Here is a 14,244-nt window from a genome sequence, read left to right on the forward strand (position 1 = left end):
CCCCTCGCCCGGTTGTCAGCAGCGAGGCAAGCCTGCATGATGCGGAGTCTGCGTGTCAGCTAGCGGGTGCAAGCCCAGCATTTCAAGGAAGAGAAAATGAGAACATCGGATTATGTGAGACTGCTGGCACTGGCGGCCATCTGGGGCGCCAGCTTCCTGTTTATCCGCATCGCGGCGCCTGCCTTCGGCTCGGTCAATACCACCTTCCTGCGGGTCTTCTTCGCCCTCATCGGTCTCGCCATCATGCTGTTGCTGCTGCGCACCCCCATGCGTTTTCACGGCAAGTTGAGATCTGCCATGGTGCTTGGGGTCATCAACTCCGGCGTTCCCTTCCTGATGTACGCCATCGCGGCGCTCTGGCTGCCGGCCGGCTACTCGGCCATCCTCAACGCCACCACCCCGCTGATGGGAGCCTTGATCGGCTTCTCGTTCTTCGAAGAGCAGCTGAGCCTGCGCAAGTGGATCGGGGTGTTTCTTGGGCTGGTCGGCATCACCCTCATCACCACCACCGGCGAGGTACAGTTAAGCGGCAATGTGGTCATCGGCGTGCTGGCTTGCCTGGTGGCGACCGCCTGTTACGGCTGCGCCGGTTTCCTGACAAGGCGCTGGATCACCGAGCAAGGCGGCCTCGATGCCAAGATGGTGGCCTTTGGCAGTCAGCTGGGCGCCTGCGTGTTTCTGCTGCCCTTCTTCGGCTACACCATGACGGCAGGACCCGTCGTCAACTGGGCCATGCCAGAGGTATGGGCCAGCCTGCTGGCGGTCGGCTTCATCTGTACCGCCCTCGCCTACCTGCTCTATTTCAGGCTGATCGCCGACATAGGTCCGCTTCGCTCCCTGACGGTGACCTTCCTCATCCCGCCCTTCGGCATCTTCTGGGGCTATCTGGTGCTCGGTGAGACCCTCACCCAAGGCTTCATCCTCGGGGGGGCCATCGTCTGCCTCGCGGTCTGGCTGGTCGCAAGCCCGGCCAGAGCAGCCAAACCGGCCAATCCGCAGCCACAGCGCTGATAGTCATCTAGCGCCATTGGCCAGGAAAACACGCCTTTTGCAGATGCCCCGATCACCCGCAGACTCGGCGCCCGCCCCGAACTGGGGTAAGATGTTCGCCATCGTCTTCTCCCGCTTTGACGGGCACAGCAGCAGGGCCAGCCTTGGATAGCCTCAACGACAGCAGCCAGAACAAACAACCACCGATCTTCACCGTCACCCGCCTCAACAGCGCCGTGCGCATGATCCTGGAGCAGGATCTGGGGCTGGTGTGGCTGACGGGAGAACTTTCCAATCTGGCAATGCCAAGCTCGGGCCACTGGTACTTTTCTCTCAAGGACATCTCCGCCCAGGTACGCTGCGCCATGTTCAAGGGCAACAACCGGCGCGTGCCGTTCCGCCCGCAGGATGGCATGCAGGTACTGGTGCAGGCCCGGGTCTCTCTCTATGAGCCGCGCGGCGACTACCAGCTCATCATCGAATCCATGCAGCCCGCCGGTGACGGCATGCTGGCACTGCGCTTCGAGGAGCTAAAGCGCCGGCTCGGCGCCGAGGGGCTGTTCGATGAGGGCCGCAAGCGGCCGCTGCCTCGCGAACCCCGCGCCGTGGGGCTGGTGACCTCGGCCACCGGCGCCGCCCTGCACGACATGCTGACGGTGCTGGCGCGCCGGGCGCCGGATCTGCCGGTCTTCATCTACCCGACTCAGGTGCAGGGCAGCGCCGCCATCGGCCAGATAGTGGCGGCGATTGCGCTGGCTAACCGCCGCGCCGAGGTGGATGTGCTGATCGTCGGTCGCGGCGGCGGCTCTCTCGAAGATCTCTGGTGCTTCAACGAAGAAGCAGTGGCTCGCGCCATCGCGCGTTCCGCCATCCCGGTGGTGAGCGCCGTCGGCCACGAGGTGGACGTGACCATCAGCGACTTTGCCGCCGACTTGCGCGCCCCCACCCCCTCTGCCGCCGCCGAGTTGGTGGCGCCAGATCAGGGCGCCCGTGCCCAGCGCCTCGCCCACCTGCACCAGCGCATTGCCCAGGCCATGGCGCGGCGCCAGACAGCCGCCAGCCACCAGTTCGCCCTGCTGCAAAAACGGCTGGATCACCAAGACCCCCAGCGCCAGCTGGAGCAACAATCCCAGCGTCTCGACGAGCTCGCCAGCCGCTTGCAACAGCTGCTGGCAAGCCGTCTGCATCAGGGGGAGCGGCGTCTGGCCAACCTCGAGCTGCGCCTGCAGGCCAGGAGCCCAGAGAAGCTGCTGGCCGCCGGCAAGCGCCGTCATCAGCTGGCCGAGGAGCGGCTCTTTACGCTGATGAACAAACGCCAGAGCCTCGCCGATCATCGCCTCGCCATGCTGAGCGCGCGGCTCGACGGGGTCAGCCCGCTCGCCACCCTGGGCCGTGGCTACTCCATCACCCGCAGCGCGAGTGGCGAGGTGATCAGCCGTGCCAGTCAGGTCAGTGCCGGCCAATCACTAGTGACCACCCTGGCCGAGGGCAGCCTGCGGGTGCAGGTAGACAGCATCAGCGACTAGTTAGTATGTATTCATCAGCATAAAAAATGGCCCATCACCAGATGGGCCATTTTTATAGTGTTTATGCGATTCACACCAGCGAGTGTCGCACCGCCCCACCCGGGTGCGCAGCCTTGACCGGCGCGCTGCCGTCCAATGGATTCAACTGCAGAAACTCGAACAACCCAGCCTGCAGGTTGACGTTCCAGAAGCGCCCCGCCAGGGTCAGCTCCAGCCGATCGCCTTTCAGCTCCGCCAGTCCGTGCTGTTGCCAGGCCAACCACAGCGGCATCAGGTGCGCCTGCAAAGGCGCGGGCAGACGAGTCAGCGCCAGCCAACCGGTATCGAGTGCGCCGCGCAGCAAGCCATCGATACGGGCGTTGGGGTTCGCTCCCATCACCATGCCGGGGGCCCGCACACCGGCGGCCAGCGCCTCGTGCCAGGTGGCCAGATCCCGACCATACATCAGGCCATGACCGTGCACGCTGCCCCCGGCGCCGGCACCGAAGGGCAGGATCTCGGCGCCGCGCTTGGCCATCTGGTTGTAGCGGCTCTGCTCAGATTCGCCGCGGCGCCAGTGACTGCTGGAGAGCCGCTGCCAGCCCCCCTGCTCCAGGGTCTGGGCGCCATAGGCATACATGCTGGCCCGCTGCTGGCCGTCCGCCGACCAACCCAGCTTGCCCTTGGCCTCGGCCCGCTCCAGGTTGGTGCCCGCCATGGCGATGAGCTGATAGAGATCCACCCCGTGCACCCCGCTCGCCATCACGTCCGCGATGTCTTGGCGCCAGATGGCATCATCCTGACCCGGCAGGCCGAAGATGAGATCCGCGACGATGACGGCGGCATCATCCCGGGTCAGCTCCCCCAACCGGGCGAGCAGCGTCTCCCTGTCATCGAAGCGGGCCGCCTGCTGGCGCACTTCGGTATCGAAGCTCTGCACCCCGAACGAGAAACGGTTGAAGCCCCCCGCCAGAGCCGTCTGCCACTTCTCGTCATCAAAGCCGTTGAGGCGCCCCTCCAGGGTCACCTCGGCGCCCTGGGCCAGCGGGAAGCGGCGAATGGCCTCGGCGAGGCGCGCCAGATCCTCTGCCGCCATGTCGGTGGGTGTGCCGCCCCCCACATAGACGGCCGCGAAGGGACGGCTCTGCACCAGTGGCGACTCGGCAGCCCGCTGCAGATTGTCACACAGGGCCGCCATGTAGCGGCTCATGCGCGCCGGATTGGCGCCATTTTCAAAGAAATTGCAAAAACTGCAGCGCTTGCGGCAAAACGGAATGTGGATATAGAGCGCCCGCTCGTCCGCCTGGCTCGGCTGCTGCCACCAGCCTTGCCAGCCAGCGTCATCGAGCGCCAGAGGGCGAATGCCGCCGCGGCTGGCGTGAGCCGAGGTCTTGGCGGTGAAGGCAAACTTGAGGGGATCGGGACTCGCGAGTCCGGTCATGGTCGGGGTGAGCTGTGTTGTCGTCACGGGCAGGTTACCATTTGAAAATAATAGAAATGATAACGACTATCACTCAATCAATGGCTTGTGCTGGATCAAGTCCGGGGCAGTGCGTGGCAACTTAACCCCTCAGTTAACGGCGATCGCGACAGCGGTTAACCTGGGTGTTACTCGAGATGGGGAGCTGCGTGGTGGGCAGATAGCCACTCTCCTGTCGTCAATTTGTCATTGGCAAGAGAGTGGTCGCACACACGCAATCAGGCTAACAGACAGCGCGGGCGTTCGCGCTCGGGACACAAGATGGTAGCGGCTGATGCATTGTCAGAGCCCTGGCTTAATCGTTACCTATGATGATGGCGACCCGGCGATTCTCGGCCCGACCGGCGGCGCTGCCGTTATCTGCAATGGGCGCCTCTTCCCCGCGACCACGGATGTCCAGATTGGCTTGCGGCATGCCCACCGACACCAGCACATCGGCCACGGACTGGGCCCGTTTCAGCGACAGTTGCTGGTTGTAGCCAGCCTCACCGTTGGCGTCGGTATGACCATCTACCCTGACCCGGTTCAGACCCACATCCAGCAAGGCCTTGCCGAGCTTCTCCACCACCTGGCGGGTGTTGGGATTGAGGGCCCCCACGTTGTTGGCAAACAGCACCTTGTTGGAAATATCCAGGGTCCAGCCCTCGTCGGTCAGGTGGAAGCCTTGCTCCTTGAGGGTGGCAAGCTGCTCGGCCGTCAGACCATGGGGGGCGCTCTGGCATGCGGCCAGCACGCTCAGCAGCAGCCCCATCAGGCTCGCCCTCATCAAGTTTGCGATCGTCATTATTCTAATCCTTTCGTTATTTTTACCTGCAAAAACATCATCTATTCCGCTTGTGTTCTGTCGTCACCTCCTTGCGTTGTCGTTTGGCTTGATACATAGCGCTGTCCGCCTGTTGCAACAGATCATCGGCCGTCAGCCCCTGCTCGGGGTACATGGCATAGCCGATGCTGACCCCCGCCACCAGATGATGGCCATCCGCCAGAACAAGTGGGGTGGCCATCGCCTGCTGGATCCGCAGTATCACTTCGTGCACCTCGCTCTCATGGTGCAAGGGCGCCAACAGGATAGCGAACTCGTCCCCTCCCAGCCGGCACACCAGATCCATGGGGCGAAGCTGGTGCTGCACCCGCCGCGCCAAGGTGATCAGTACCTCGTCACCGACGGCATGGCCCAGGCTGTCATTGATCTCCTTGAAGCGATCGCAATCGAGATACAGCAAGGCGAAACGCTCGTTCAGGGAGCCGCCGGCCAGCAGGGATTGCTGCAAGCGGGCTTCGAACAGGGCGCGATTGGGGAGACCGGTCAGGGAGTCGTGGGTTGCCTGATGCAGCAGGCTGGCATTCTCCCGCTTCTGGTGCGCCTGCCAGGCCTCCAGCTCATCGAGCAGGGAATTGAAATCCTCTCCCAGCTCATGGAGCTCTGCAATGTTGGCCGCCGGCACCCGTTGCTTGATGGCGCGCTGGCGGCGCACGCTGTAGGCCACCTGCGCCAGCGCCTTGAGCGGATCCGTGATGGAGTACTGCATCCGGCGCGCCACATAGAGGGCCCCCAAGATACTGAGCAACAGGCAAAGCAGGGTCGCCACCAGGGTCTGCAGCAGGAAGCGCAGCAGATACTGACCGTGGCCGACCAGATGAATGCGGGCTATCTCCTTGTCGCCCCGCATTATGGGCAGCTCCACCGGCCCCGGCAGGATCAGATGAGCCAGTTGCCGCTCCAGGCTGGACCAGGGGGTGGTGATGGCGCGAGACCAGCTCGCCAGCAGCTGCCCGTTGGGCAGAGAGATGCTGGCGCTGGCCACGTCTTCGTGGGAGGCGATGTTCTGCAGGGCGTCTTTCGCCGCCTCTTCGTCGTGGAACACCACGGCCGCTTCCGTGGTGTAGCTGATGGCGCGAGCCACCAGCTCCAGGTTGTGATCCGCGTAGAGGCGCAGCGCCAGCAAGGCGGTGATGGTCAAAAACAGGCCCGCCATGCAGACCGCCGTCAGGGAGGTCATCATGTGGGTACGGCCCAGGCTCTGGCGCAGGGTGAGCCTGCCCCCTTCGGCATGAATGCGGCGTATCATTGCGCCCCCTCATCCGCCCTGGCCAGCTTGAGCACGGCCGGGTGAACCCGGACCCCGCTGCGGGCCAGCGCATCCAGATTGACCTTGAAGCGCACCCTGTCCTGGTAGGCCTTCAGGCAGAACACCGCATCGGCGATGCATTCACTGCTCTGCTCGCTGATGCTGAGGATGGCATGACCGCGCAGTCGCTCGAACAGGGACAAACGCTGCTCGGGGGCCAGCACGCCGAGATAGATCACATCACAGCGCTGGCTCAATGCCTCGTCGTCGGTCTCGTAACGGTGCACATCGACCCGGCGGCCATTGGCCTGCTGCTGGATGGATAACAGCGCACTGGCATACTCGGTCGGCGCCGTGATGCACAGGCGCAGTTCGGTGGGTTCGGTAGGCCAGCGGGTATAACTGAGAATATCGAGCACGGTCTGGCGCACCAGGGCGGTGCGCACCTCGGCCGAGGTGGGGGTCTCGTTGGCCTGTGTCAACGAGCAGAACAGTGGCGTCAGCCACAGCATGGCCCGGATCAGAAAATGTGATTGCATGATGCCTGTCTGCTCACGTCGGTGCCCATGAGGCCGGACGGGGGGAAGATATCGAGCAGCTTACCAGTCCCGTGGCAGGCGCCCATCCATCTGCACACAGGCCGCGCCATCTTGTGTCGCTGCCATGGCAATCATCCGGCGGGGGCTTGCCCCGAAGCAGAACAGAATCCATCTGGCTACTTTTTACCGATCCCGTATTCGCGCAACTTGTTAGCGATAGCGGTGTGGGAAACCCCAAGCCGCTTGGCCAGTTGCCGGGTAGAAGGGAATGCCGGATAGAGTCGCTCCAGCAACCGGCTCTCGAAGCGCTTCACCGCCTCATCCAGCCCGCCCTCGAACCACTCGTCGATGAGCGGCATGGCATCCGCCGCCACCGGCAAGTCCACGTGTTCCGGGCCTATCTCATCCCCTTCCAGCAGGGTCATGGCCCGATAGAGACAGTTGCGCAGCTGGCGCACGTTGCCAGGCCAGCGGTAGGCGGTCAGGTATTCGGCCATGTTGCGGGTAAAGCGCGGACGAGGGCGCTGCAATTCGCTTGCGAAGCGGGAGACGAACTGCTGGGCCAGCGCCATGATGTCCGCCTTGCGCTCGCGAAGCGGCGGCAGCGCCAGACTCAGCACGTTGAGGCGGTAGTAGAGATCTTCGCGGAACTTGCCCTCGTGCACCAGATCCAGCAGTTGCTTCTGGGTGGTGCAGATGAAGCGCACGTTGACCCGCACCTCCTGCTCGTCACCGACCCGGCGGAAAACGCCATCTTGCAGCACCCGCAAGAACTTGGTCTGCAGGTGGGGAGACATGTCGCCGATCTCGTCCAGCATCAGGGTGCCGCCGCTCGCCAGCTCCAGCACGCCGCGCTTGCCCTCGGTGTTATTGCCAAAGGCGCCGGGGGCGTAGCCAAACAGCTCGCTCTCGGCCACGTTGTCCGGCATGGCCGCACAGTTGAGCGCCATGAAGGGGTGGCTGGAGCGCAGACTGGCGCCGTGACAGGCGCGGGCCAACAGCTCCTTGCCGGTGCCGGTCTCGCCGACGATGAGCAAGGGGGCATCCTGCATCGCGAGTTTCGCGGCCTGGGCCAGCACCTCTTTCATCTTCTGGCTCTCGGCCTGCAGATGCTCGAAGCCACCCACTTCCACCGCGTGCAAGGCGCTAAAATGCATGCCGACCCGGCGGGCAGATTTGAGCACCACCACGGCGCCAGCCAAGGCCTGTTTGCCCTTCTCTTCGGCCACGAACAGCGGCATCAGATCGCCGAGATACTCCTCACCGCCGAGGCTGAGCTTGCAGGTCTGGGGCCGGATCTCGCTCGCCTCCAGCCAGCGGGCGAAGGAGAAGCCCTTGACCAAAGAACCCAAGGAGACACCGCGCACCTCTTCCGGCGGCAGCGCCAGGGTGGTGAGGGCGGCCTGATTGGCCTGAGTCACCCGCCCCTTGCTGTCAAGGGAGAACACCAAGTCCGGCAGCGCCTTGAGCAGCGCCTCAATCTCGTGGTGCTCCCGCTCGGAGGGCATGTAGGGGATGGTTTTGACGTCATAGATGCCGGGGATGCGGCGAATTTCCGGCATCAGGTGCTGAAAATCGCGAAACTCCAGCTCGGGGAAGTTGAGGTAGATGATGCCTGAGGTATCGATTTCGATGCCGCGCAGATCGATGTTGTGCTCCACCAGACGGTCGAGCAATTCCCGGGTCAAGCCCAGGCGGTCTTCACAGCTGACTTCAAGACGCATTCGGCACACACTTCCTGGCTAACATTCTGAATAACCGGATGATACAGACTCGATCCCGCCAGTGCGAGGGTTGGCCCATAAAAATGCGGGCCCGTCCGATATTCACCGGACAGACCCGCCTGTTTTGCGCTGTTGCAGCGACGAAACGCCTATTTCAGCAGCTCGTCGGTGCGCGCCGCCATGATGAAGTCGTTGCGATGCAGGCCACCTATCTTGTGGGTCCACCAGCTGACGGTCACCTTGCCCCATTCGGTGAGGATCGCGGGGTGGTGGAACTCGGCCTCCGCCAGCTCCCCCAGGCGGTTGGTGAAGGCGAGCGCCTCCTTGAAGTTGCGAAAGCCAAACTCCCGGCGCAGTTGCAACTCCCCCTTCACCACCATGGGCTGCCAGTCGGGGATGGCGTGCATCAGCTCGGCCAGCTCCTGATCGCTGACTCTGGGGGCATCGGCGCGGCATGCTTCGCACTGTTGGCTTGCCAGTTCGGACATTGGGGACTCCTTTCGTGTATCTGGGCGCGCTTGGGATGGGCGCAATAATGGGTTGAATACGATGATCAGCTCGCCTGCTTGCTGGCAGCCGGGGTGAAGCGGGGCGGGTGCAGGCCGAGACGGCGAGCCTCGTTCACCCCCGCCATGATGTCCTGCTCCGCCAACTGGTAGAGGGCATCCAGGCTTGGCAGCACAAAGTAGATGGGCTGCATGATGTCGATGCGATAGGGGGTGCGCAGCACCTCCACCAGATCAAAGGGTTGCAGCCTGGGTTGACCCGAGAGGGCATAGCCAGTCTCGCCGATGGAGGAGAGGATGCCGCCGCCGTAGATGCGAAGGCCACTCCCCTGCCCGCTCTCCCCCTGCACCAGACCGAACTCCACCGTGAACCAGTAGAGCCGCGCGAGGAAGACCCGCTCCTCCTTGCTGGCCTTGAGGCCCAGCTGGCCATAGACATGGGTAAAGTGGGCGAAGGCCGGGTTGGTCAGCATGGCGCAATGGCCGAACAGCTCGTGGAAGATGTCGGGCTCTTGCAGGTAGTCGAGCTCGTCCCGACGCCGGATGAAGGTGGCAACCGGAAACTGGCGGTTGGCCAAGAGCGAGAAGAAGCGATCGAACGAGATGAGCGCCGGTACCGCCACCACGGACCAGCCGGTGGCGGGTTGCAGCACGGCGTTGATCTCAGCGAGCTGCGGGATGCGATCCGGGTGCAGGGCGAGGCGCACAAGGCCTGCCATGTACTCGTCGCAGGCCTTGCCGGCCAGGGCCGCGAGCTGGCGCTCAATCAGAATTTGCCAGGTCCCCTGCTCCTCATCACCGTAGTGAATGAAGCCCTGCGCGTCCGGCTGGTGTGCTGTATAAAGAGTGGCCATGATCCCGTTCCATCCTGTGCAAGGCGAGGCGCCTTGGTGTTGCTCTACAGGATCACTGTAACGGTTTGCCCCCTAAAAAAGCAGCCGACCCCGGGGTCGGCTGCTGGCCACCAATGTAAACAATTTGTGACATCCTTGGGGCTCTGGCCTCAGGACTTGCTGAGATAGCCCGCCAGCTGGCCGATGAGCCGTTTTCTCAGCTCGCCGAGCTTGGGTTTCTCATCGCCGCACCAGGGCAGCGGGCGACAGGCCTCTATGGTGCGCAGCCCGAGCCGCGCGGTAAGCAGGCCGGCCCCCACCCCTTGGGCTGCACGGGCAGAGAGTTTGGCGGTGAGCTCGGCGCCGAGCAAGTCCATCCCTACCTCGGTGACGAGCTCGGTGGCGCCGGCATAGAGCATGTTGCGAAACACCTGGCGGATCAGTTGAATACGACTCCAGTAGCCGAGTTCTATGGCATAAACATCCGCAATATCTTCGATCATCCGCAGGTTTCGCCACAGCATCAGCATCATGTCGACGGTCGCCAGCGGGCTCAGGGCCACCAGCACGGCGGCCTCCCCGGACCATTTGGCGACCCGGGCCTGGGCCAGCTTGTCCCGCTCGGTCAGCACCAGCTGACTGTAGAGGGTCAGTACCTCCCGATCGCTGTGGCTCTCGTCGAGCTGGGAGAGCCAGTTGCGATAGCCCTCCCGCCCCTTGTCGCCACTCTTCTCGGCCAGGGCCTCACAGAAGACCGGACCCTGCCCCACTCCCTGATGGGCCAACAGGTCTTCGGCACGCGAGCGCACGTCCTGGCGCCGCTTGAGGGTGCGCAGCCGCAACCATTCGCGCCCGGCCACGCTGGCCGTGCCCACCAGCACCAGGCCGGAAGCCAGCAGCCAGGCACCGCCCCAGAGCGGGGACGAGGCGAACTGGTCGACGAGGAAGGCGCCAAATTGACCAAGGGAGAGCAGGCCCACGGCCCCCAGCCCCCAGCCGAGCAGGCGGTGACGGCGGCGGGGCTTGATGGTCAGAGCCGGCTCCACCTCGGTGAAGTCATTGAGCTCATCGAGGCGCTCGAAGCTCGCCTCCTCCAGCCGCTGGGCCGGTGCGGGGGCCTGCTCCGGCGGCGCCACCGGGATCACCGGCTCCAGCACCATCTTGCCTTGCAGCGGGACGGCCGCCGCTGGCGTGGGTTGTTTTGTCTGATCGTTCATCGCTTATGTTCCTCGGCGCCTACCGGCAAAGGGTTGCCATGCCAGCAGGCCAGCTGATTATTCGAGGTGATCCCCGAGCAGGAATTCCAGCGCCGCATCGAGCCGGATATGGGGCAGCGCCTGATGGGCGCTCATAGGCAGCGGGCGAAACGCCTGAAAATCAAAACCCTGACTCTGCCACCACTGAGCCGGCGGGATCTGGGACGGCACCTCCCCCGGGAACAGCAGCAGTGGCTCGCCCTCCAGGCTGGTGCCACGAATGGCAGGGAACTCGCGGCCATTGGCCTGCCCCTTGCCCACCTCGGTGGCCTTGATGGCGGCGAGCGCCAGGCATTCGGTCTCAATGCCCTCGAAGCGTGCCTGACCTCGGCCGCTGCTCACCAGATGTTGCAGCAAGGAGACCAGGGGCCCGTGCTGCTCCGGCGTCACGTGATCCGCCTTGCTCGCCACGAACAGCAACTTGTCGATGCGCGGGGAGAACAGTCGGCGCCACCAGTTGCTCTTGCCGTAGGCAAAACTCTCCATGATGCGGGCGATGGCCTGCTGCATATCACCAAAACTGGCGGCGCCGGCGTTGAGGGGTTGCAGGCAATCCACCAGCACGATCTGGCGGTCAAACCCGGCAAAGTGCTGCTCGTAGAAACCCTGCACCAGATGCTGCTTGTATTGCTCGAAGCGCTGCTTGAAGGTGGCGTAGAGGGTGCCGTCGCTGGGCTCGCCAGCGGGCTTGTCCCACACCCAGGGCACGAACTGCAGCAATGGGGCGCCGGCGTATTCCCCCGGCAGCACGAAGCGGCCCGGCTGGATGAGGTGCAAGCCCAGCTCGCGCTTGCAGGCGTGCAGATAGTCGGTGTAACGCTCGGCCAGCTCGCTGGCGGGTTTCTCCTCGAAGGGCTGCTCGGCCTGCCAGCGCGGCTCGAGCCAAGCGGCCGCAAGTTGTTGCAGCTCGGGGCGGCGCAGCTGATGTTGCACCTGCTCACTCCACTGCTCGTAACTGAGATCCAGTAGCGGCAAGTCCAGCAGCCACTCCCCTGGGTAGTCCACCAGATCCACATAGAGGGTGGAGATCTCCCCCAGGTGGCGACGCAACGGATGGCGGGTGCGATAGCGAATTTCGAGGCGCACCTCGGCCACGCCGCGGGTGGGCTCGGGCCAGGCGGGGGGATCCCCAAACAGCGAGTCAAGTCCGCGCTCGTAGGGGAAGGTCGGGATGTGGAGGTTCTGCTGGGGGACGCGGCGCGCCCCCAGGATCCGTCCCTGCCGCTGGGCATCCCACAGGGGCAGACGACCGTCGATGGCCGCGTGCTCCAGCTGGTTGACCAACGCCGTGATAAAGGCGGTCTTGCCGCTGCGGGACAGGCCGGTAACCGCCAGCCGGATGTGGCGATCCCGAACCCGGTTCACCACCTCATTGGCCTTGTGCTGCAGCACGGACCACTGCTGTTCAAACTTGTTGCGTAGCAATTTTTTAGGTGTCAAGGCGTGCTCAATCCTCTGTGTGGTCGCGCCCCGGCCCTCGTTGGCCCAGGGCGCGATTGTCTCTCATCACAGCTTGCTGAATTCCCGTTGCAAGTTGAACTCTTTGGAGGTCACCAGCTTCTCCATGCGCTGCACTCTGGGCTCGAGCGCATCCAACTCTTGCGCGATGCGCCCCAGCGCCTGCTGCGGGGTGACCCCGGCCTGCCAGCTGCGCGCCTTCATGCGCAGATCGCTGAACTCGGCATCCTGTTCCCCGTAGAGGGTGACCGGTTTCTTGTCGAGCAGAAACCAGGCCGCAATGTAGGCGATGAAGGTGATGAAACCGGCGAAGATGAGGCCAGTGATGGCCAGCAGCCGCACTATCCAAGTCTCCACCCCAAAGTAGTCGGCGAGGCCGGCGCACACCCCCGCTATCTTGCCCCGTTGGGGATCGCGATAGAGGTTGCGAGGATTGGTCGAGACGCTCATACCTTATTCCTCCAGCCGGGCACCTCGGCATCCAGAATCGATTCCAGGGCGCCGACCCGCTCCTGCATCTTCTCGGCACGCACCAGCAGGCCTTGCAGCTCCTCTCGCTCATTATCGGCGAGACCGGCCCCTATTCTGCCCTTGGCGCGATAGTGCAGCACCAGCCAGATGGGGGCCACTATCACCATGAAGACGATGAGTGGCGTCGCCAATATCCCAAGAATGTCTTCCATTCATTATTCTCCCTGTTTGGTGGCGTCACTCTGGCCCAGCTTCTGGCGCATGGCCTCGAGCTCACGGCTGATCTGATCGTCCACTTCCAGTTCGGCAAATTGCTGGGCCAGCGCCTTGTCGGACTGGCCGAGATCGGCGCGCGCTTCCATCTCGTCGATGCGGCGCTCCATGCGCTCGAACTTGCTGACCACGGCCTGGCTGTCGCCACGGGCGACCTGGCTTTGCACGTTCAAACGGCTGCTGGCCGCCTCGCTGCGAATGGCCATCGCCTTCTGGCGAGCACGGGCGTCTTCGAGCTTGGCTTCCAGCTGGCGAATTTCGTCACCCAGCTTGTCGATGCCGCTGTCCACCGCCTGCTGCTCACGATAGAGCGTCTCGGCCAGTTCGAGCTGTTTCTTCTTCTCGATGAGGGCGGCGCGGGCCAAGTCTTCGCGACCCTTGGTCAGCGCCAGTTCGGCTTTGGTTTGCCACTCGTTCACCCGCTCCTGATGGCGGTTGACCTGGCGGCCAATCTCTTTCTGGTTGGCGAGGAAGCGGGCCAGGTTGGAGCGCTCCTTCACCAGCTCATCTTCCATCTCCTGGATGATCAGGCGCACCATCTTCTGGGGATCTTCTGCCTTGTCGAGCAGGGCCGTCAGGTTGGAATTGATGATGTCGGCCAGGCGGGAAAAAATACTCATGGTTGTACTCCTGTGATGGGCATTGGGTTGTTTCTCCATTGACAATGGCAACTTGTGTGCCAATCTGGAACCAATTTTAACTCATTGATTTATATGGGCGCTCTTCCTGAGTTTCAAGACGCCCAGAACAAGAGATGATAAAAATAGCTAACTTTTGGTAAGATTGACCAGATTTTTCAACGAGCAGGGTTTAAGGATGAGCACAGACACGGAAAGCCTGTTGGGTGAGTCCAACGCGTTTCTCGAAATCATTGAACAGACGTCGCGACTCGCGCCGCTGCGCAAACCCGTGCTGATCATCGGCGAGCGAGGCACCGGCAAGGAGCTCATCGCCCACCGCCTACATTATCTCTCGGCCCGCTGGGATCAAAGCTTTGTCACCATCAACTGCGCCACCTTGAGCGAGAGCCTGCTGGAAACCGAGCTGTTCGGCCACGAGGCGGGCGCCTTCACCGGCGCCGCCAAGCGCCATCAGGGCCGGTTCGAGCGCGCCGATGGCGGCACCCTGTTTCTCGACGAG

15 protein-coding genes are annotated in these 14,244 nt (G+C 63.4%); 3 read left to right on the forward strand and 12 right to left on the reverse strand.

Going from position 1 to position 14,244, the window contains the following annotated elements; genetic code table 11:
• The first annotated feature begins 96 nt into the window (after positions 1-96).
• Together BN1137_RS00450 and xseA are read left to right on the forward strand one after the other, a co-directional pair.
• Positions 97-1,011: a DMT family transporter gene (locus BN1137_RS00450; protein ID WP_050716715.1), complete on the forward strand. Its 915-nt coding sequence runs from the start codon at positions 97-99 to the stop codon at positions 1,009-1,011.
• Between the two features lie 143 nt (positions 1,012-1,154).
• The gene (xseA, locus tag BN1137_RS00455; RefSeq protein ID WP_050716716.1) at positions 1,155-2,516 is read left to right on the forward strand and encodes an exodeoxyribonuclease VII large subunit; all 1,362 of its coding nucleotides are present in this window, start codon (positions 1,155-1,157) and stop codon (positions 2,514-2,516) included.
• Between the two features lie 70 nt (positions 2,517-2,586).
• Here the strand turns inward: xseA and hutW are convergent, their stop codons facing one another.
• The 12 genes from hutW to pspA all read right to left on the reverse strand — a co-directional run bounded on the left by hutW (position 2,587) and on the right by pspA (position 13,724).
• Positions 2,587-3,936, reverse strand: coding sequence for a heme anaerobic degradation radical SAM methyltransferase ChuW/HutW (gene hutW, locus BN1137_RS00460; RefSeq protein WP_050716717.1), 1,350 nt, complete (start codon positions 3,934-3,936; stop codon positions 2,587-2,589).
• Between the two features lie 334 nt (positions 3,937-4,270).
• Positions 4,271-4,759: an outer membrane lipoprotein YfiB gene (locus BN1137_RS00465; protein ID WP_050716718.1), complete on the reverse strand. Its 489-nt coding sequence runs from the start codon at positions 4,757-4,759 to the stop codon at positions 4,271-4,273.
• Positions 4,760-4,796: 37 nt separating this feature from the next.
• Positions 4,797-6,044 (reverse strand): diguanylate cyclase DgcN/YfiN, encoded by a 1,248-nt coding sequence (locus BN1137_RS00470; RefSeq protein WP_050716719.1) that lies wholly within the window; start codon positions 6,042-6,044, stop codon positions 4,797-4,799.
• The gene (locus tag BN1137_RS00475; RefSeq protein WP_050716720.1) at positions 6,041-6,583 is read right to left on the reverse strand and encodes a regulatory sequestration protein YfiR; all 543 of its coding nucleotides are present in this window, start codon (positions 6,581-6,583) and stop codon (positions 6,041-6,043) included. Before BN1137_RS00475 ends, BN1137_RS00470 begins: the two co-directional genes overlap by 4 nt.
• Positions 6,584-6,759: 176 nt before the next feature.
• Positions 6,760-8,307 carry a transcriptional regulator TyrR gene (tyrR, locus tag BN1137_RS00480; RefSeq protein ID WP_050716721.1) on the reverse strand — a complete coding sequence of 516 codons (1,548 nt, stop codon included), beginning with the start codon at positions 8,305-8,307 and terminating at the stop codon, positions 6,760-6,762.
• Positions 8,308-8,456: 149 nt separating this feature from the next.
• Positions 8,457-8,795 carry a 4a-hydroxytetrahydrobiopterin dehydratase gene (locus BN1137_RS00485; RefSeq protein ID WP_050716722.1) on the reverse strand — a complete coding sequence of 113 codons (339 nt, stop codon included), beginning with the start codon at positions 8,793-8,795 and terminating at the stop codon, positions 8,457-8,459.
• Between the two features lie 65 nt (positions 8,796-8,860).
• A complete protein-coding gene (gene phhA, locus BN1137_RS00490; protein WP_050716723.1) occupies positions 8,861-9,667 on the reverse strand; it encodes a phenylalanine 4-monooxygenase in 807 nt (268 codons plus the stop codon).
• A 149-nt stretch (positions 9,668-9,816) separates the two neighbouring features.
• On the reverse strand, positions 9,817-10,863 hold the full coding sequence (locus tag BN1137_RS00495; protein ID WP_050716724.1) for a YcjF family protein: 1,047 nt from the start codon (positions 10,861-10,863) through the stop codon (positions 9,817-9,819).
• A 57-nt stretch (positions 10,864-10,920) separates the two neighbouring features.
• Positions 10,921-12,327 (reverse strand): YcjX family GTP-binding protein, encoded by a 1,407-nt coding sequence (locus tag BN1137_RS00500; protein WP_050716725.1) that lies wholly within the window; start codon positions 12,325-12,327, stop codon positions 10,921-10,923.
• Positions 12,328-12,408: 81 nt separating this feature from the next.
• Positions 12,409-12,810, reverse strand: a complete 402-nt coding sequence (pspC, locus tag BN1137_RS00505) for an envelope stress response membrane protein PspC (protein ID WP_050716726.1) — start codon at positions 12,808-12,810, stop codon at positions 12,409-12,411.
• Positions 12,807-13,043 carry an envelope stress response membrane protein PspB gene (pspB, locus tag BN1137_RS00510; protein WP_042653638.1) on the reverse strand — a complete coding sequence of 79 codons (237 nt, stop codon included), beginning with the start codon at positions 13,041-13,043 and terminating at the stop codon, positions 12,807-12,809. The genes pspC and pspB overlap by 4 nt, the downstream gene beginning before the upstream one ends.
• Positions 13,044-13,046: 3 nt before the next feature.
• Complete coding sequence (gene pspA, locus BN1137_RS00515; protein ID WP_050716727.1) at positions 13,047-13,724, reverse strand: phage shock protein PspA; 678 nt, start codon at positions 13,722-13,724, stop codon at positions 13,047-13,049.
• Positions 13,725-13,920: 196 nt separating this feature from the next.
• On the opposite strand from pspA, the gene BN1137_RS00520 reads away from it, so the two are divergent.
• A partial coding sequence (locus BN1137_RS00520; RefSeq protein ID WP_198150562.1) for a sigma 54-interacting transcriptional regulator occupies positions 13,921-14,244 on the forward strand: 324 nt, incomplete at its 3' end.

It is taken from the genome of Aeromonas tecta (genome assembly GCF_000820185.1).
In the GTDB taxonomy this organism is placed as follows: domain Bacteria; phylum Pseudomonadota; class Gammaproteobacteria; order Enterobacterales; family Aeromonadaceae; genus Aeromonas; species Aeromonas tecta.